This window comes from Niallia oryzisoli, from assembly GCF_043641075.1.
Taxonomy (GTDB): Bacteria; Bacillota; Bacilli; order Bacillales; family Cytobacillaceae; genus Bacillus_BD; species Bacillus_BD oryzisoli_A.
The window spans coordinates 65,539-83,075 of sequence record NZ_JBHZRC010000016.1 but is presented as its reverse complement, the minus strand read 5'-3'; the positions used below and the strand labels follow the sequence as shown (position 1 = coordinate 83,075).

Genomic DNA, 17,537 nt, shown 5'->3' with positions numbered 1-17,537 from the left:
ACCCGTTCCCATCCCGAACACGGAAGTTAAGCTTCTCAGCGCCGATGGTAGTTGGGGTCTTACCCCTGTGAGAGTAGAACGTCGACAAGCGAGAGAGTATCCAATAGGGTACTCTTTTTTTGTTGTATAGACTTTTTAAAAGAATCTATAAATAATATATAATAAATTTCGAATTCCATTGTCCCAGTACATCTATAAACATCGTAACAATGATATACTTTACATAGATGGTAATGTTCTACCATATCTCAAGAGAAATGGATTCAACTATTCAATAGAAGGGAATGACAGCAGTGAAACCGATTAATAGGCTTTTAAACAGGTTCAGAGGTTTGGCCGATGCTATTGCCCGTTATCCGTTGACGACCATATTTCTTTTGTTAGCAGGCATTGTAAATGCAATCGATATCAGTTCCGAAAAAGATTATTCAAAGCTTCTGTTAACATTCGTTGTGGGGGCATTTAGTAGTGCTGTTTTTCAGACAGCCTATGAACGATTTTTTTCCAAACAATCGAGCCGCCTCCTTTTAATGAGTGTAGCTTTTGTTTTAACCGCCGGATATTACTTAATTATCAGGCCAGCTCCGCAATTAAGCATGGAAATCAGCATCAGAACTTCGGTTGCGCTGTTTGCTCTTCTTATTGCATTTATTTGGGTACCTGTCATAAAAAGCCGCACGAGCTTTAACAAAAGCTTTATGATTACATTTAAATCATTTTTTCATTCTTTGTTCTTCTCTGGAATTTTATTTGCTGGAATTTCAATAATTATAACTGCCATTGATCAGCTGATTTTTCAGCTAGACTATAAGGTATATTCTCATTCAGCAAATATTGTCTTTATCCTTTTTGCACCCATGTTTTTTCTATCGCTGATTCCTGTGTATCCAGGAGCTGCAAACACCGAGGAGAATAGGGTGGATCAGGAGAAAACCATCCACAAGGCAGCGCATTGTCCAAAGTTTTTAGAGGTTCTCTTATCCTATATTTTTATTCCACTCATTGCCGTGTTTACGGTTATTCTGCTTACTTACATCTTAAGAAATATGACCGGCGAGTTTTGGACAGATAATCTTTTAGAGCCAATGCTTGTATCATACGCTACTGCCGTTATCATTGTTTATATATTAGTCAGTGAAATTGAGAATAAGTTTACTGTATGGTTTAGAAGGATTTTTCCGAAAGTGCTGGTTCCAATCGTGCTATTCCAAATTGCTGCTTCGATTATAAGCGTATCGGATACAGGAATCATGCATACTCGCTATTATGTGATATTGTTTGGTATCTTTGCGGCAACGGCAGGTATTTTGCTTAGTTTTATGCCAGTACGTAAAAATGGAATGATAGCGCCGATATTAATTATATTTGCTGCTATATCAATTGTACCTCCAGTGGATGCCTTTGCAATCAGCCGCAGCAGTCAGGTGAGTCTATTAGAAGAGGTACTATTGAAGAACAATATGTTAGAAAACAATGAGGTGAAGCCAAATTCATCAATCTCTGATCAGGATAAAGAGGTTATTACTAAGTCGATGAATTACCTTGTAATGATGAACTATCAGAAGGATATTGATTGGCTGCCTAGAGATTATGATTATGATGATTTTTATTCAACATTTGGCTTCTATGAATACTATGAAAAGGGAGATTTCAAGGATCAATATCTTTCCCTTTCTCTAAAGGAACAAAGTCCTGTTGATATTTCCGATTATGATACTTTTATTTATTTCGTTCTGAATATGTCTAACGAAGACAATGAAAAGATTGGTGAATTTATCAAAGAGGGAGAAAACTACTCGCTTTTAGCAAAAGAGAAAAATAGTGAAGTGGATCTTATTCTAACGGGTGAAAGTAATGAAGAATTACTAACCATTGAAGCGAAGGAAATATTTGAAAAGTATTATGAGTATAATTCAAGTAAATATACATTAACTCCTGAGGAAGCAACGATCACAAGGGAAAATGACAAGGCTAAAGTAACGTTTGTCATTCAGCAAATAGATATTCAAAAAGACAATGAAAACTATAACTCTGCAGTACTCTTTACCTTTGTTAAGATTAAATAGCAGGGACGATCGATAAGTCTCACTTGAACAAACGAGCAGTGCCTCGTTTGTTTTTCTTTGCTTTTGTTAATCATGAATATACATACATGCTTTTGCTCTGAAGGGTAAAATCATGTAAACTGATAAAGGGATAATAGGAATAAATGGGACGTTTGCAGGTTGAACATATTGTAATTGATTGTTGCCGCAAACAGTAAGGTGATCATATATGACTGAATATGAAATGACTTCAACTAAATTAGAGGATACACAGAGTTTTTCCCAACGCCTTGCTACTTTTTTACAGCCTGGGGATGTAATAACGCTTGAGGGCGACTTAGGGGCAGGGAAGACTGCTTTTACAAAAGGATTGGCTGTGGGGTTAGGGATTCAAAGAAATGTAAACAGCCCGACCTTTACCATAATAAAAGAATATCATGGGACCATGCCCCTGTATCATATGGATGTATACCGTTTGGAGGATTCATATGAGGATCTCGGATTTGATGAGTATTTCAATGGGAACGGAGTAACTGTGGTTGAATGGGCTCATTTGATAGAAGAACAGCTGCCACCTGACAGGTTGAATATTTATATTTATCACCAGGGCAATGATACCCGAAAATTGGTGTTTAAACCGGCCGGTGAGCGATATGAGCAATTATGTAAGGAGATTTTTTCATGAACGTATTAGCAATAGATACATCAAATTATGCATTAGGCATTGCTATAATGAATGGAGAAGGCGTGATTGGTGAGTATATCACCAACATGAAGAAAAATCATTCGGTTCGGGTTATGCCTGCAATTGAAAAGCTATTATTTGATTGCGAAATGAAGCCTGCTGATTTAGATAAGATTGTCGTGGCAAAGGGGCCCGGCTCCTATACTGGAGTCCGTATCGGGGTGACAATCGCTAAAACGCTGGCGTGGGCACTTTCCATTCCATTGGTGGGGGTATCTAGTCTTGAAGTATTGGCTGCAGGAGCAGGACGTTATTTTAATGGCTGTATCTCCCCTTTATTTGATGCGAGAAGGGGTCAGATCTATACAGGCCTTTATCAGTATCAACACGGAAGGCTGGAATCCCTTGTGAAGGATCAATTGATTTTATCGAAGGATTGGGCTGGCGAATTAAAGCAGTATGGTGGGAAGGTATTGTTTATTGGTTCGGACGTCAAGCTGCATCGTGAGGTTCTTGAACAAACGCTTGGTGAAAGTGCAATTTTTGCTGAATTGACCGAGCATAATCCCCGCCCGTCCGAGCTGGCGTTATTAGGATATGATAAACCAGGAGAGGACATTCATTCCTTTGTACCCAATTATATTCGATTAGCAGAAGCAGAGGCCAAATGGTTAGAAACGCAAAAGGAAATGAAATAGAGTTAGATAAGAGATAGGAAGTTGGCAAAATGGAAAGTACTTATTCTTTTCGGATGATGAACATTGAAGATATTGATCAGATCATGGAGATTGAGCATCAATCGTTTACGGTTCCTTGGAGCAGGGAGGCTTTTTACAATGAGCTTACCCAAAATCAATTTGCTGTTTATCTTGTTATTGAGGTGGATAATAAAATTGTTGGTTATTGCGGTGTGTGGATTGTAGTAGATGAAGCACATGTGACGAATATTGCGATTCTTCCTGAATATAGAGGTATGAGGCTAGGGGAAGCTTTAATGAGGAAAATGATAGACACAGCAAAGGAATGCGGAGCACTGACAATGACGCTTGAAGTAAGAGTAACCAATACAGTTGCTCAATCTCTCTACCGGAAATTTGGTTTTCAAGGGGGAGCCATTCGAAAGAATTATTATACAGATAATCAAGAGGATGCGTTAGTAATGTGGGTGAATTTATGAAAAAGGATCTATTGGTAATGGGGATAGAAACAAGCTGTGATGAAACGGCGGTTTCTATTGTAAAAAATGGCAGGGAAATTGTATCGAATATCGTGGCTTCGCAAATTGACAGCCATAAACGTTTTGGCGGCGTTGTTCCGGAAATTGCATCCCGACACCATGTCGAGCAAATCACGATTGTGCTTGAAGAGGCATTAAAAGAGGCGGATGTGTCATATGAGGAAATCGATGCCATTGCGGTGACAGAAGGACCTGGGCTGGTGGGAGCTTTACTAATTGGTGTAAATGCAGCAAAGGCCGTTGCCTTTGCACATGGAATTCCGCTTGTTTCGGTACACCATATTGCTGGTCATATCTATGCAAACCGCTTGGTTTCGGAGCTGAAATTTCCGTTACTATCCTTAGTGGTTTCTGGCGGACATACAGAGCTGGTCTATATGAAGGAGCACGGACATTTTGAAGTGATTGGTGAGACAAGGGATGATGCTGCAGGAGAGGCCTATGATAAAGTAGCAAGGACACTACATTTGCCATATCCGGGTGGTCCGCAAATCGATCGTTTGGCACATGAAGGAGAAGCTGTGATTGATTTACCGAGAGCATGGCTTGAAGAGGGTTCCTATGATTTTAGTTTCAGCGGCTTGAAATCGGCAGTTATTAACACTGTCCACAATGCTGAACAGCGTGGGGAAACGATTAAACCAGAGGACCTTGCGGCAAGCTTTCAGGCAAGTGTCATCGATGTATTAGTGACAAAGGCTGTTCGCGCTGCAAAGGAATATGGTGTAAATCAAGTGCTGCTTGCCGGCGGGGTAGCAGCTAATAAGGGCTTACGGGCAGAATTAACAGATGCCTTTAGTGAATTAGAGGACGTCGAGCTGGTGATTCCTCCGTTACAGTTATGCACAGATAATGCGGCTATGATTGCCGCTGCAGGAACCGTTATGTTTGAAAAAGGCCAGCGTGCTGGGTTAGCCTTGAATGCCAATCCAGGTCTAGATATAACTATCCACAACCATGAATAAGACTCTCTGATTTATCAGGAGTCTTTTTTTGTTGATAAGGTCAAATGTTGTTGATAACACAGAAAAAATAGTAACAATGTTGATAAAATCCAAAAATAAAAACTGAAAATTTCTAAAAATGTGGATAAGTCTGTGGATACTGTGCATAATGTGGATAATTTAAGGGCATAATTGTGGATAATGTGGAAAACTATGTGGAAAGCTGAAATAAAGGGTATTTGGCTGTGGTTAAAAGTGTGGAAAAACGAAGCATAACAATTTATGCTTCGTTTTTGTATAATTGGGTTATGAACAGGATATACACTTTTTTGTGGATATCCTATTTTTTTCTATTCATCCGCTAACAGGGTCCACTCATCCATTAGCTGTTCAACCTCTTGCTTTAACTTTTCCACTTCCTCATGAATCTGAAGTGACCTTTCATGGTCCTGGAAAACTTCCGGGTCGCAGAGAAGCTGCTCATTCGTTTCAATTTTTTGTTCGAGTTCTTCTATAGTTCCTTCAATTTCTTCAATTCTTCGAAGCCGTTGTCTTTCAAGTTTTTTTGCCTCTTTGTCCTGTTGATAACTCGTTTTTTCCTGCTTAGCCGGCTGTCCTGCTTCCTTTTTTTGTTCATCCAGCTCTTTTAATTCCTGCTGCTCCAGTTTCTTTTCAACATAATAATCATAATCGCCTAAGTACTCGCTTGAGCCTTCCTTGCTGAGTTCAACAACTTTAGAGGCAATACGATTAATAAAGTATCGGTCATGGGATACAAAAAGTATTGTTCCCGGATATTCCACCAAGGCATTTTCAAGAATTTCTTTACTATCTAAATCAAGATGGTTTGTTGGCTCATCTAATATTAATAGGTTTGCTTTTTGCATCATCAGCTTAGCAAGTGCTAAACGGGCCTTTTCACCGCCGCTTAAAGTGGAAACAATTTTTAGCACATCATCCCCGGAGAATAAAAAGTTGCCGAGAACCGTTCTTATTTCCTTTTCACTTTTTAATGGATACTCATCCCACAGCTCATTAAGAACCTTTTTATTTGATGATAGCTCGGCTTGCTGCTGATCATAGTAGCCTATGGTCACATTCGTACCGTATCGGAAATCACCTTTCAATGGAGATAGCTTTTTCATGATGGTTTTTAACAAAGCTGATTTCCCGATTCCATTCGGTCCGACAAGGGCGATGCTCTCTCCTCTGGTCATTCTTAAATTTATGTTTTGCGAGACGGCATCATCGTCGTAACCGATTGCTAACGAGTCAACATATAATACTTCATTTCCTGATTGCTTTTCAATGTCAAAAGAGAATGAAGCTGATTTTTCATTTCCTAATGGACGGTCCATCAATTCCATTCTTTCCAGCTGCTTACGGCGGCTCTGTGCTCTTTTCGTCGTAGACGCACGTGCAAGATTTCTTTGAATGAAATCCTGCAGCTTACTGACCTCATCCTGCTGTTTTTCAAATAGCTTCATTTCCCGTTCATAATTTTCGGCTTTCTTATCTAAATATGAACTATAATTTCCTATATATTTGGTTATTTGCTGTCTTGAAATTTCATAGACTTGATTAACAACCTTATCTAGAAAATACCGGTCATGGGATACAATGAGAATGGCGCCTTCATATCCCTGCAGATATTGTTCAAGCCAGGATAGTGTCTCAATATCAAGGTGGTTTGTCGGTTCATCAAGGATTAAGATATCAGGCTTTGATAAGAGCAGCTTACCAAGTGCCAGTCTTGTTTTTTGTCCACCGCTTAAAGACGAGATTTTTGTATCGTAATCAAAGGATTGAAAATTTAGCCCATGTAGAACAGAACGGATATCTGCTTCAAATTGATAACCGCCTTTTTCCTTGAACTCGACCTGCAGGATATCATATTCCTTTAACACCTTTTCATAGTCAGACTCGTTTTGGAGAATAGCAGGATCGGACATTTTAGTTTCTAAGCTGCGCAGCTTTTGTTCCTGTTGTCTCAGTTCGGCAAAAACGGAAAGCATTTCTTCCCAAATAGACAAATTGGACTCTAAACCTGTATCCTGAGCTAAGTAACCAATCTTGACTTCCTTCGGTTTAATAATATTTCCTGAATCATAGGATAAGTGTCCTGCGATAATTTTTAACAAGGTGGATTTTCCAGCCCCATTTCTTCCTACTAAAGCAATGCGATCTTGTTTTTGAACTTCTAATTTTATATTTGACAAAATGATGTCTGCACCATAGTATTTACATAATTGGTTGATTTGTAATAGAATCATGTTTGTTCACCTCTATACTACTAGATTAACCGATAAAGGTTTGGACAGCAATACATAGGGAAGTGAGCTTTCATAGACACAATCTCTTGATGTTGTAAATTTTATTAAAATAGGAAACACTATTTGTGAAGGAGATTACAAACTGAAGACAAATACCTATTAAATAGTGTATCATTATATAAAGAGGGGTTTTTTATGCCAAAGTTTACTCATTTTAATGAACAAGGCAGAGCAAAGATGGTAGACGTAAGCGAAAAGACTGAGTCTTTTCGAACGGCAATTGCGATGTCTAGTATTACTGTAAATCATGAAATTTATGATAAAATAACAAATAACCAGATGAAAAAGGGAGATGTCTTAGCGGTTGCGCAGGTTGCTGGGATTATGGCCGCGAAAAAGACATGGGATATTATTCCTATGTGTCACCCGCTTTCATTAACAGGTGTCGATATCACATTTTCATGGGAAGCAAAGAATGAAGATTATGAATTGTATATCAAAGCCTTCGTCAAAACAAAAGGAAGTACGGGGGTTGAAATGGAAGCCCTTACCGCCGCTTCTGTATGTGCTTTAACCGTCTATGATATGTGTAAGGCGATTGATAAAGGAATGGTAATAGGCCAGACATACCTAGTAGAAAAAACAGGCGGAAAAAACGGGGACTTTAAAAGGAATGAAAAATGAAAGTGTTTACATGTAAGTGCTAATTATACAGACCTCATGTAAAAGCACATGTTGATTGCAGTGGAGGGCACGAAGACTCCTGCGGTCGCCCTAAGGTGCGCGAAGTGCCCAGAACGGAAATCAACAACTATGTATAACAGAGCAAAAAAATAAAAAAGGAACAAGGAAGGGAAAAGGGGGATTCGAATGGCAAATGAAACGACCAAGATACCGCAAGCTACAGCAAAGAGATTGCCTTTATATTATCGGTTTTTAACAAATCTACATGCGTCTGGAAAGCAAAGGGTATCTTCAGCAGAACTTAGTGAAGCAGTGAAGGTAGATTCAGCAACAATCCGCAGAGATTTTTCTTATTTTGGTGCTTTAGGTAAAAAAGGCTATGGATATAATGTTCAATATTTGCTCTCCTTTTTCCGAAAAACATTAGATCAGGATGAATTGACAAAGGTTGCTTTAATCGGTGTCGGTAATCTTGGTACTGCATTCCTAAATTATAACTTCTTAAAAAATAATAATACCAAAATTGCTGTTGCCTTTGATGTGCAGACGGATAAGGTTGAACAGAAAATTGGAAATGTGCCAGTCTATCATATGGACGAATTGGAAAAGGTGATAGAGGAGCAGGGAATTGAAGTTGCCATTCTTACCATTCCTGCACCTGTTGCACAATTTGTGACAGACCGGCTTATGAAGGCAAATATTAGAGGAATCTTGAACTTTACTCCTGCACGTTTAACTGTGCCGGCGCATGTTCGTGTGCACCATATCGATTTGGCGGTTGAGCTGCAGTCTCTTGTGTACTTTTTGAAGCATTATTCAGTAGATGAAGAAATGGAAGAATAAATAAAAAAATGAGCCTTCAAGGGGCTCATTTTTTTGTCTGCTGATTTTTCAGCTTAAAGTGAAATAGAATCATTCGAATCCCTGATCCAAAGTCAAAGGTGGCAAGGATAATAAGTAGAATGGTGAAAAATCCCCAGCCGCCGTCCTCATTTATATTTTGAATAGCAAAGAAGGTAAACAAAGATCCGAGAAGCATATAGATAATACCCGAAAAAAGCGGTGATTGTTTCAAAGCAAAAGCCTCCAGTAATTAAGTCTTATAGTTGTTGAATGATATCCTGATTTAACTGCATCAGTACAACGATCGTATTCATCGATACATGAGCAAAAATCGGAACGAGAATGCGATTTGTTTTTACATATAAAAAGGCAAAGGTGAAGCCCATAGCTGAATATAAAATGACATGCTCCGGCTCCCCATGGGCAAAGGCAAAAATAAGCGAACTGATAAGCCCGGCCAAAAAGAAATTCATCCGAGTGTACAAGGCACCGAAAAGGATTTTACGAAAAACGATCTCCTCAAGAATCGGTCCAAGTATGGAGGTGACTAAAATGACAATGGGAGCTGTCTTAATTAGATCGACAATTTGCTCTGTGTTCTCAGAGCCCATATCAATCCCAAGTAAATATTCAATATTTGCTGCTGCAATCTGGGCAATAAACGCAAGAAAAATTCCGCCAACAGCCCAAAAGATTGAATCTCGCCGTGAAAGGGCATGATCGCGGTTAATGGGGTTTGTCCATTCCTTGCGCAATAGAACAAGACTAATGATGAAGGTAATGGAAAAGCTTATGACAATCCATAAGGAAACTGATAATTCCGCTGTTTCATGGTAGCTGTAACCTAACAATCCTCCAATATAGTTGAGAAGCGGTACCCCAATCAGGCTAGACAACTGCATGGCTATGTATGCAATCAAAATAAACCAATATTCTTTTTTCAAAATGTAAGTTCTCCTTTAAAAGATATCCTCATATGTACATCTATCCCATTTTATCAGTAATGGTCTCAAAGCATCAAATGATAACCCTCTATCGTAGGACAAGGTATAAGCTTGAGTGATCATGGCGATAAATAATAGAGTTGTCGGCAGGCATGTTTTGATCACATATTTTTGCATCCAATAGCTGCAATTGGTGGACGAGTAGGGGTTACGCTCAACTTTTCTTGCATCAATGGGCCATATTGGAGTATGAATTGGGTCTGAGTAGGTTATTACGTGCATCAAAAACCCCTATTGGAGCACGAATGAGTTCAGTGTACGTTATTCAGTGCATCCAAAAGTCATATTAATACCCAAGTTGAGTCTGATTTCAATTTTACTTGTATCAATAAGCCTCTGGTGCAGAGTCTATGCAACTTTATCAAGCATCAATAGCCTTTTATGGATGTACATTGAATAGCCATTTACCGAACAGTTAAACTTTTTAATAAAAATTTACATGTTGTGACTTGCAAAAGGAAATCAAATTTATTAATATAATAGATGTGTTAGCACTCAATAGAGATGAGTGCTAATAAAAAATAAACTTACATATTATTTGAGGAGGTTGTTTCAATTGTTAAAGCCACTAGGTGATCGCATTATCATTGAACCTGTTGCATCAGAGGAAAAAACTGCAAGCGGTATCGTACTACCGGACACTGCAAAAGAAAAACCACAAGAAGGTAAAGTAGTCGCTGTAGGTACTGGTCGCATTCTTGAAAATGGTGAGCGTGTTGCTCTTGAAGTATCTGTTGGCGATCGCATTATCTTCTCAAAATACGCTGGTACTGAAGTGAAATACGACGGTACAGAATATTTAATCGTTCGTGAAAATGATATCCTTGCAGTAATTGGATAATGATAACCTATTAATTGATTATTTTGGGCGCTGTTGGCGTATTTAAGCCAATAGGCAGACCCCTTAAACTTTTTATTTTAGTTTGTACAATATTAAGGAGGTAATTCATAATGGCAAAAGAAATTAAGTTCAGTGAAGAAGCCCGCCGCTCCATGCTGCGCGGGGTTGATGCACTTGCAAATGCAGTTAAAGTAACTCTTGGACCAAAAGGTCGTAACGTGGTTCTTGAGAAAAAATTTGGTTCACCACTTATTACAAATGACGGTGTAACTATCGCAAAAGAAATCGAATTAGAAGATGCTTTTGAAAACATGGGTGCGAAATTAGTAGCTGAAGTTGCTAGTAAAACAAATGATGTGGCTGGGGACGGTACAACTACTGCAACAGTTCTTGCTCAAGCTATGATTCGTGAAGGTCTTAAAAACGTTACAGCTGGTGCAAACCCAATGGGTATCCGTAAAGGTATGGAAAAAGCAATTGCAACAGCTCTTGAAGAGTTAAAAGCTATTTCAAAACCAATCGAAGGAAAAGAGTCTATTGCACAGGTTGCTGCGATTTCTTCTGCTGATGAAGAAGTAGGTAAGTTAATTGCTGAAGCAATGGAACGAGTTGGTAACGACGGTGTTATCACAATTGAAGAATCTAAAGGCTTCTCAACTGAGCTAGATGTGGTTGAAGGTATGCAATTTGACCGTGGATATGCTTCACCATACATGGTAACAAACTCTGATAAAATGGAAGCTGTTCTTGACAATCCATATATCTTAATCACAGATAAAAAGATCACTAGCATTCAAGAAATCCTTCCTGTTCTTGAGCAGGTTGTACAACAAGGCAAGCCATTATTATTGATTGCTGAAGATGTTGAAGGCGAAGCACTTGCAACAATCGTTCTTAATAAGCTTCGTGGAACATTCAATGCAGTAGCTGTTAAAGCTCCTGGATTCGGTGACCGTCGTAAAGCGATGCTTGAAGATATTGCTATCTTAACTGGTGGTCAAGTAATCACTGAAGATCTTGGACTTGATCTTAAATCTGCACAAATCGGTCAATTAGGACGTGCTGTGAAGGTTGTTGTTACAAAAGAAAATACAACAATCGTAGAAGGCGCAGGAGACAGCGCACAAATTGCTGGCCGCGTAAATCAAATCCGTACTCAATTAGAAGAAACTACTTCTGATTTCGACCGTGAAAAATTACAAGAGCGTCTAGCTAAGTTAGCTGGCGGCGTAGCGGTAATCAAAGTTGGTGCTGCTACTGAAACAGAATTAAAAGAACGTAAACTACGTATTGAAGATGCTTTAAACTCTACTCGCGCAGCTGTTGAAGAAGGCATCGTTGCTGGTGGTGGTACTGCATTAGTAAATATCTATAATAAAGTAGCTTCTATCCAAGCTGAGGGTGACGAAGCGACTGGTATTAACATCGTATTACGTGCGATTGAAGAGCCAGTGCGTCAAATTGCTCACAATGCTGGACTTGAAGGTTCTGTTATCGTTGAGCGTCTAAAACATGAGGCAGTAGGTATTGGATTCAATGCTGCTACTGGCGAATGGGTAAACATGGTTGAGGTTGGAATCGTTGACCCAACTAAAGTAACTCGTTCTGCACTTCAAAATGCTGGATCTGTTGCTGCAATGTTCTTAACAACTGAAGCAGTTGTTGCTGACAAGCCTGAAGAAGGCGGCGGCGGTATGCCTGACATGGGCGGCATGGGCGGCATGGGTGGAATGGGCGGCATGATGTAATCATCTGCTCAAAAACCTTGAAATATCAATGGTTGAAGGCTACTTCGGTAGCCTTCTTTTTGTAATATCATACAAAAAGTACATACTTTTTATTTATTGCAAATTAATATTTCCACAAAAACATCTTATCAAAGAAGGTCTTTCATCAGTTTACTAAACTGTTGAGAGGCCTTTTCTTCCATATTGGCGGGCTTATTTAAGAAAATTGGCAAGCTCTTCTTTTTCAAGAAAAACAATATTCTCTTCTGCTTTCTCCAATCTTCCACAAGCATGAATGGATAACATCCATATAATTTGGCTGTATTTTTTGTTTTTTATACATTGTACTTTAATTAGCTGAAAATACGAATATAAATTCAACTGAACTGCACCGTTCGTTAGTTGACCAAGAAACCATTCCACAGCTCTTAACTTTTGACACCTTTAAATAAAAAGACCCTCTATTGACAGCCCTGTTCTTGAATTAATTAAAGCACCGTTATTAATTTCTAAACTTCCCATGCTCTTGTCCAAACCAATGATAGCCTTTTTTTATAATATAAAGAGGGGACAAACCTTAAAAAAGAAGGGAGGGTTTTTAATGGCTAAAATGCAACCACAACAATCACAACAACCACAACAACCAACTGAATGCCCAGAAGGTTGTTGTACTGGTGATGAAATTCTTTGTGTTTCCATTCCTTGTCCAATTTCTATTGTGCTTCTCGGTATCGATCTCCAATTAGAACTTCCATGTCTTAGATTAAGTACACAAAGTAATAATCTAACAACAGACCAAACACAACAACTTTTATCTGTTTTTTCTAATTTACTTGGAAATCTTGGATCAACTATCGCACCAGAATAAATTTGTGAAGAAGCCCCTTTTAGGGGGCTTTTTAATTTATAAGAAATATATTGTTCCTACATTAAAATTAAAAATAAAACATGAGCTTAACGGGGACCCATAAGTTCACTGAGGTTATTAGGGGTCCCTTTTTTTCTTTTGCTACAAGGAAGAATACACATTGCTTTGTATGATGTATGACTGTGGCGAAGTAAGTGAGGCTCTACATTTGGCTGGAGAGAATATGTGGGACAAGCAGGAAAAACGATTACCATTGATCATTTTGGCGCATCTGCACCAGCAAACAAATTACTGCATGAATATGGTTTTACAGTAGAAAATATAGTAGAGTCATTTAAGAGGATTGTTAAGTAATCCAAGGTACTCCTAGCGAATTACTTTCGCAGGACATCTTGTTTGATTGCCATCGACTTTCCTTATAAAAAAATAAAATAGTTAAATATGGAGGAAAGAAAAATGAAATTTTTTATTGACACTGCAAATCTTGAGGATATTAAAAAAGCATATAAAGTTGGTGTTTTAGCGGGTGTTACAACCAATCCTTCTTTAGTAGCTAAAGAAGGCGTGAAATTTGAAGATCGAATTGCAGAAATCTGCCAAGCCGTTCCACGTGTAGAATCTGTATCAGCTGAAGTAACTCCAGATGCACTTACAGCTGAGGAGATGATTGCTCAAGCTGAAGAATTAATCAAAATTAATGGCGGGGATGAAAAAATTACTATTAAGCTTCCTATGACATTAGCTGGTTTAGAAGCTTGCCGATATCTTGCAGATAAAGGTGTTAAAACCAATGTTACACTTATCTTCACTGTAAACCAGGCGCTTTTGGCTGCACGTGCAGGGGCTACATATGTTTCCCCATTTTTAGGACGATTGGATGATATTTCTGAAGATGGTGTACAATTAGTAGCCAAGATTGCTGAACTATTCCGCATTCAAAACTTAGACTCACAAATTATTGCAGCTTCTGTTCGACATCCCGATCATGTAACACGTGTAGCTATGGCTGGTGCTCACATTGCAACGATTCCTTTTAGCGTTATTGAGCAGCTTTCTAAGCATCCACTAACCGATCAAGGTATGGAAAAGTTTGCAGCAGATTGGAAAAAGTAATAATAAATATGATAGCTATTTGATATGAATGGTATCCCTATTCATATTCTATGTGGAAAATTACTTTATAAAGAGTAATGAATAGAGAAAAACCGATCCCAATTCAGGATCGGTTTTTCTCTATTAAGGGATAAAACCTATCAACGCATTAAAGCACCGTTAGGCTCTGGTAATTCTTCTTCGCTGATTTGATTCATTCTACAAAAATGTTCAAAAAAGTTCTGTGCGAGCTCTTGTTCCTGTGTGTCGCTTTTTAAAGAAACAATATCAAGTAAAATTTGGGCCACCCATACATTATCAAAATAACGGTATTTACCTGTATTCCAAGTCATTTTGTGAGGAAACTTTTCATTTGTGTAATATTTCCAAAAAGGCATCCGATCAGATTCCTGTTCTGTAAGTTGTAGTCTGTATTCCGAATGAGCAGGAATAGATCCATCTTCACAAAACTTGCCGATAAAATCTTCATTCACCATATAAGCACCTAAGATACGTCTGTCTTTTTCAGGCATACTAGAATCTCTTGCTGTTAAAAGGCAAACACTATTTGGGTAGATGCGAGTAGGTTTGTTTGGCTTTCCTTTGTTATTGCCGCTTTTTATTACACCAGTAAAAACCTTCCACTCTGTAAAAACCCTACTTTGTTCTTCCGTGTCACACCAAAAAACGATTTGTGATTCGGGGTGAAGCTTATGGTTCTTCATAAGTTTTTCATGCTCCAAGCGAAGCTGCTGCTCTTTACGTTGTTGGTCTTTTTCTTCTTCCTTTGCCCGTTGTACCTTCTCTAGTTCTCTTTCCTTTTCTTGAATGATTTTTTCCAGTGAATGGGCAGCACTTTTATCCTGAAGCATTAGGTGTTCTCCAAATGCATCGGGAAAAACAAACTTTTTATTTTCCGTTGCAAAATGTATTTCTATGAAAGAATCATTATGTCTAACAATATTTCCCTTGCCAAAGCGCTTGTGTGAAACCTCTTTATTGATTAGATTCATTATTTTGCCCTCCTTGTAATACAAAAATTGGTTCACCTAGTTCCTTCAATTTAAAGAAGGGACATAAAAAAACGTACTCAAATTCGATCTGCAAAGGAATTACAAATGAATTTGAAATACGCTTTAAAAAAATGACTATACTATCATTGTAACATTTTTAGAAAATATTGCAAATTTTATATTGACAAATTAATTTATCGCGTTGTAAAATAAAAGATTATTTTATTCGTTTTGCTTATGGTTACCTCCTTATTCGAGCAAATCAATAATAACCAAGTAAAAGAGTTGACATATATTATAAAAATGTGATAAATTTATCTCGAATTAAAAATAAATTATTTTAAGATATTCGATTTAAGTGTATATGCCAATTTTATCCCAATCAATTTGTTGGTGGTAAGGAAGAAAAGCAAATTATTTTCAGGATATAAATCTTGAATTCGAGATTCCTTAATAGAGTGTTTTTGCTTTGGTCCAGATACTTGAAAAGCAATATTTTAAGGGGTGAAATGAGTGGGATTTCTAAATAAACTATTTGGAGAGAAAAAAGAGGAGGAAGAAACAATGACAAAATTAAATATTGGAATTATTTTAGGATCTACACGTGAAGGACGTGTGAGTCCACAAGTAGGTGCGTGGGTAAAGGAAGTAGCAGATAAACGTGGCGACGCAAACTATACAATCATTGATATTGCAGACTACAAATTGCCATTACTTGGCGAGGCAGGAGCAGACGCTTCGGGTGCAGCAGCATGGTCAGAAATTATTGCAGCTCAAGATGGATTTGTATTTATTGTTCAAGAATACAATCACTCTATTACAGGAGCACTTAAAAATGCATTAGATTATCTTCGTGAAGAATGGAATAATAAGGCTGCTGGTATTGTTTCATATGGTTCTGTAGGTGGTGCGCGTGCAGCTGAACATTTACGTGGTATTTTAGGAGAATTGTTAGTTGCTGATGTTCGTGTTCATCCAGCACTATCATTATTCACTGATTTTGAGAATGGCACTGATTTTAAACCAAAGGCGGTACAAGAGGATTCCGTTAATCAAATGTTAGATCAACTAATTCCTTGGTCAAAAGCACTGTTCACAATCCGATAAATACAATGCTCTCTTTTACAGCAATCATGATAGAAGAGGGATTGAAGTAAAAAAAGAAGCTTCTCAGAAGTTGTGTAAACTTTTGAGATGCTTCTTTTTTTACATGACTTCCAGTTGTAGCAGAATGGACAAAAACCCCATATGGTTAATCTTTCAACCTCATTTACTCCTTAACAGTGGTAATGTGCAGCAGCGAAAAGAGCCGCCTGATTTAATAATTTCTGTGATGTCGACCTCAATTACTTCGAAATTTCGTTTTCTAAGTTCATTGTTTACCTTTTTATTTACGGGCAAGCTCAAAATGCGGTTATTTCCAATCGACAACACGTTTGTACCGAGCGTAAATTGTTCTTCCTCTGTTACCTCAATTAATTCATACCGAGACTGAAACATTTCGATGTCTTCCTTTTTTAATGCTTTTGGATAAAATAAGGCCACTTTTTCAGAGACGATATTAAAAACGCAATCAAGGTGTAAAAACTTCTCTTGAAAATCAATAGGTGTGACGTTAAATTGTTTATCCAACAGATCAGATAAATGATTGATTGCCTCTATATTTGTGCGATTGCTTAGACCGATATAAATAGTATCCCTGTCGATAATGACATCTCCGCCTTCAATCTGATCGCCAATGATGTTGTAATAAGAAATCCCTTCATCCTCAAGCCATTGTTTTAATACATTTTCTTCTCCCTTTCGAACATCATGCGCCATATCAGCTACAAAGATGGTTTCACCAAGTGTAAATCCAATATCCCTTGTGAAAACCTGCTCGGGAAATTTTTTGTGATATGGAAGTAAATAGACTTCTATCCCATTTTCACGTAAGGTTTTGACAAAATGATCGTGTTGTTCCAAAGCAAGTTCAATATGTATCCCTTCTTCTTTAAACTGTTTCTGAGTTTCATTAATGACGTCCCTAATCGTCATATATTGGGGCTGGCATAAAATGACCTTCTTTAAAGGGTCATATTCATTAAAACAACTAATTCTTGTATGACTTTGTGGAGTATTTTCCATACATGTCTCCTTACCTTTTTCTCCTATTATCTGCGAATAAATGGTGGAATATGTTGTTTTTTATGATCCTACACCATAGCCACAAAAAAACTTAAAGTTTTTTTGTGCTGTGCCAAGGGACCCGCGGTTCTGAAATATGTAGATTTTATTAACT

General features: G+C 38.0%; 19 protein-coding genes, 1 rRNA gene and 1 pseudogene. 14 read left to right on the top strand and 7 right to left on the bottom strand.

The genetic code is table 11. From position 1 onward, the window contains the following. The 6 genes from rrf to tsaD form a co-directional block, all read left to right on the top strand. A 5S ribosomal RNA gene (gene rrf / locus ACHUFV_RS24880) occupies window positions 1–90 on the top strand; the annotation flags it as partial. Window positions 91–284: 194 nt separating this feature from the next. After that, window positions 285–2,066, top strand: coding sequence for a DUF4153 domain-containing protein (locus tag ACHUFV_RS24875; protein ID WP_394238942.1), 1,782 nt, complete (start codon window positions 285–287; stop codon window positions 2,064–2,066). Between the two features lie 208 nt (window positions 2,067–2,274). Continuing rightward, window positions 2,275–2,730 carry a tRNA (adenosine(37)-N6)-threonylcarbamoyltransferase complex ATPase subunit type 1 TsaE gene (gene tsaE, locus ACHUFV_RS24870; RefSeq protein WP_394238940.1) on the top strand — a complete coding sequence of 152 codons (456 nt, stop codon included), beginning with the start codon at window positions 2,275–2,277 and terminating at the stop codon, window positions 2,728–2,730. After that, window positions 2,727–3,428: a tRNA (adenosine(37)-N6)-threonylcarbamoyltransferase complex dimerization subunit type 1 TsaB gene (gene tsaB, locus ACHUFV_RS24865; RefSeq protein ID WP_394238938.1), complete on the top strand. Its 702-nt coding sequence runs from the start codon at window positions 2,727–2,729 to the stop codon at window positions 3,426–3,428. The genes tsaE and tsaB overlap by 4 nt, the downstream gene beginning before the upstream one ends. Window positions 3,429–3,457: 29 nt before the next feature. Beyond that, window positions 3,458–3,907 (top strand): ribosomal protein S18-alanine N-acetyltransferase, encoded by a 450-nt coding sequence (rimI, locus tag ACHUFV_RS24860; protein WP_394238936.1) that lies wholly within the window; start codon window positions 3,458–3,460, stop codon window positions 3,905–3,907. Further along, window positions 3,904–4,932 carry a tRNA (adenosine(37)-N6)-threonylcarbamoyltransferase complex transferase subunit TsaD gene (gene tsaD, locus ACHUFV_RS24855; RefSeq protein ID WP_394238934.1) on the top strand — a complete coding sequence of 343 codons (1,029 nt, stop codon included), beginning with the start codon at window positions 3,904–3,906 and terminating at the stop codon, window positions 4,930–4,932. The genes rimI and tsaD overlap by 4 nt, the downstream gene beginning before the upstream one ends. Before the next feature lie 329 nt (window positions 4,933–5,261). Here tsaD and ACHUFV_RS24850 read toward each other — a convergent pair whose 3' ends face one another. After that, entirely contained in the window at window positions 5,262–7,184 is a 1,923-nt protein-coding gene (locus ACHUFV_RS24850; RefSeq protein ID WP_394238932.1) for an ABC-F family ATP-binding cassette domain-containing protein, read from the bottom strand. A gap of 195 nt (window positions 7,185–7,379) precedes the next feature. On the opposite strand from ACHUFV_RS24850, the gene moaC reads away from it, so the two are divergent. Beyond that, complete coding sequence (gene moaC / locus ACHUFV_RS24845; RefSeq protein ID WP_394238930.1) at window positions 7,380–7,868, top strand: cyclic pyranopterin monophosphate synthase MoaC; 489 nt, start codon at window positions 7,380–7,382, stop codon at window positions 7,866–7,868. A gap of 186 nt (window positions 7,869–8,054) precedes the next feature. Then, entirely contained in the window at window positions 8,055–8,711 is a 657-nt protein-coding gene (locus ACHUFV_RS24840; protein ID WP_394238928.1) for a redox-sensing transcriptional repressor Rex, read from the top strand. Window positions 8,712–8,736: 25 nt separating this feature from the next. Here the strand turns inward: ACHUFV_RS24840 and ACHUFV_RS24835 are convergent, their stop codons facing one another. The 3 genes from ACHUFV_RS24835 to ACHUFV_RS24825 are packed head-to-tail and all read right to left on the bottom strand — an operon-like array spanning window position 8,737 to window position 9,937. Then, a complete protein-coding gene (locus tag ACHUFV_RS24835) occupies window positions 8,737–8,943 on the bottom strand; it encodes a YdiK family protein (protein ID WP_394238926.1) in 207 nt (68 codons plus the stop codon). Between the two features lie 25 nt (window positions 8,944–8,968). Further along, a complete protein-coding gene (locus tag ACHUFV_RS24830; protein WP_394238925.1) occupies window positions 8,969–9,655 on the bottom strand; it encodes a CPBP family intramembrane glutamic endopeptidase in 687 nt (228 codons plus the stop codon). A 15-nt stretch (window positions 9,656–9,670) separates the two neighbouring features. Next, entirely contained in the window at window positions 9,671–9,937 is a 267-nt protein-coding gene (locus tag ACHUFV_RS24825) for a hypothetical protein (RefSeq protein ID WP_394238924.1), read from the bottom strand. Between the two features lie 334 nt (window positions 9,938–10,271). Between ACHUFV_RS24825 and groES the strand changes: the two genes are divergently transcribed. Then, entirely contained in the window at window positions 10,272–10,556 is a 285-nt protein-coding gene (groES, locus tag ACHUFV_RS24820) for a co-chaperone GroES (RefSeq protein WP_150442263.1), read from the top strand. 110 nt (window positions 10,557–10,666) lie between these two features. Beyond that, window positions 10,667–12,304: a chaperonin GroEL gene (gene groL, locus ACHUFV_RS24815; RefSeq protein ID WP_394238922.1), complete on the top strand. Its 1,638-nt coding sequence runs from the start codon at window positions 10,667–10,669 to the stop codon at window positions 12,302–12,304. A gap of 192 nt (window positions 12,305–12,496) precedes the next feature. On the opposite strand, the gene ACHUFV_RS24810 is transcribed toward groL, so the two are convergent. Continuing rightward, window positions 12,497–12,706: a hypothetical protein gene (locus ACHUFV_RS24810; RefSeq protein ID WP_394238920.1), complete on the bottom strand. Its 210-nt coding sequence runs from the start codon at window positions 12,704–12,706 to the stop codon at window positions 12,497–12,499. A gap of 178 nt (window positions 12,707–12,884) precedes the next feature. On the opposite strand from ACHUFV_RS24810, the gene ACHUFV_RS24805 reads away from it, so the two are divergent. The 3 genes and pseudogenes from ACHUFV_RS24805 to fsa all read left to right on the top strand — a co-directional run bounded on the left by ACHUFV_RS24805 (window position 12,885) and on the right by fsa (window position 14,264). Further along, complete coding sequence (locus ACHUFV_RS24805; RefSeq protein WP_394238918.1) at window positions 12,885–13,151, top strand: hypothetical protein; 267 nt, start codon at window positions 12,885–12,887, stop codon at window positions 13,149–13,151. A gap of 210 nt (window positions 13,152–13,361) precedes the next feature. Continuing rightward, window positions 13,362–13,505, top strand: a pseudogene (locus ACHUFV_RS24800) (transketolase-like TK C-terminal-containing protein); the annotation flags it as partial. 102 nt (window positions 13,506–13,607) lie between these two features. Further along, window positions 13,608–14,264, top strand: coding sequence for a fructose-6-phosphate aldolase (fsa, locus tag ACHUFV_RS24795; protein ID WP_394238916.1), 657 nt, complete (start codon window positions 13,608–13,610; stop codon window positions 14,262–14,264). A gap of 140 nt (window positions 14,265–14,404) precedes the next feature. Here the strand turns inward: fsa and ACHUFV_RS24790 are convergent, their stop codons facing one another. Then, complete coding sequence (locus ACHUFV_RS24790) at window positions 14,405–15,256, bottom strand: malate synthase (RefSeq protein WP_394238914.1); 852 nt, start codon at window positions 15,254–15,256, stop codon at window positions 14,405–14,407. A 564-nt stretch (window positions 15,257–15,820) separates the two neighbouring features. On the opposite strand from ACHUFV_RS24790, the gene ACHUFV_RS24785 reads away from it, so the two are divergent. Beyond that, window positions 15,821–16,363, top strand: a complete 543-nt coding sequence (locus ACHUFV_RS24785; protein ID WP_394238912.1) for an NADPH-dependent FMN reductase — start codon at window positions 15,821–15,823, stop codon at window positions 16,361–16,363. 159 nt (window positions 16,364–16,522) lie between these two features. Here the strand turns inward: ACHUFV_RS24785 and ACHUFV_RS24780 are convergent, their stop codons facing one another. Then, complete coding sequence (locus ACHUFV_RS24780; protein ID WP_394238911.1) at window positions 16,523–17,383, bottom strand: dimethylarginine dimethylaminohydrolase family protein; 861 nt, start codon at window positions 17,381–17,383, stop codon at window positions 16,523–16,525. Window positions 17,384–17,537: the final 154 nt, after the last annotated feature.

Bases quoted from the DNA above. Each gene is read 5' to 3' on its own strand.
- ACHUFV_RS24875 (WP_394238942.1), top strand. From the start codon at position 285: ATGACAGCAGTGAAACCGATTAATAGGCTTTTAAACAGGTTCAGAGGT.
- tsaE (WP_394238940.1), top strand. From the start codon at position 2,275: ATGACTGAATATGAAATGACTTCAACTAAATTAGAGGATACACAGAGT.
- tsaB (WP_394238938.1), top strand. From the start codon at position 2,727: ATGAACGTATTAGCAATAGATACATCAAATTATGCATTAGGCATTGCT.
- rimI (WP_394238936.1), top strand. From the start codon at position 3,458: ATGGAAAGTACTTATTCTTTTCGGATGATGAACATTGAAGATATTGAT.
- tsaD (WP_394238934.1), top strand. From the start codon at position 3,904: ATGAAAAAGGATCTATTGGTAATGGGGATAGAAACAAGCTGTGATGAA.
- ACHUFV_RS24850 (WP_394238932.1), bottom strand. From the start codon at position 7,184: ATGATTCTATTACAAATCAACCAATTATGTAAATACTATGGTGCAGAC.
- moaC (WP_394238930.1), top strand. From the start codon at position 7,380: ATGCCAAAGTTTACTCATTTTAATGAACAAGGCAGAGCAAAGATGGTA.
- ACHUFV_RS24840 (WP_394238928.1), top strand. From the start codon at position 8,055: ATGGCAAATGAAACGACCAAGATACCGCAAGCTACAGCAAAGAGATTG.
- ACHUFV_RS24825 (WP_394238924.1), bottom strand. From the start codon at position 9,937: ATGCACGTAATAACCTACTCAGACCCAATTCATACTCCAATATGGCCC.
- groL (WP_394238922.1), top strand. From the start codon at position 10,667: ATGGCAAAAGAAATTAAGTTCAGTGAAGAAGCCCGCCGCTCCATGCTG.
- ACHUFV_RS24805 (WP_394238918.1), top strand. From the start codon at position 12,885: ATGGCTAAAATGCAACCACAACAATCACAACAACCACAACAACCAACT.
- fsa (WP_394238916.1), top strand. From the start codon at position 13,608: ATGAAATTTTTTATTGACACTGCAAATCTTGAGGATATTAAAAAAGCA.
- ACHUFV_RS24790 (WP_394238914.1), bottom strand. From the start codon at position 15,256: ATGAATCTAATCAATAAAGAGGTTTCACACAAGCGCTTTGGCAAGGGA.
- ACHUFV_RS24785 (WP_394238912.1), top strand. From the start codon at position 15,821: ATGACAAAATTAAATATTGGAATTATTTTAGGATCTACACGTGAAGGA.
- ACHUFV_RS24780 (WP_394238911.1), bottom strand. From the start codon at position 17,383: ATGGAAAATACTCCACAAAGTCATACAAGAATTAGTTGTTTTAATGAA.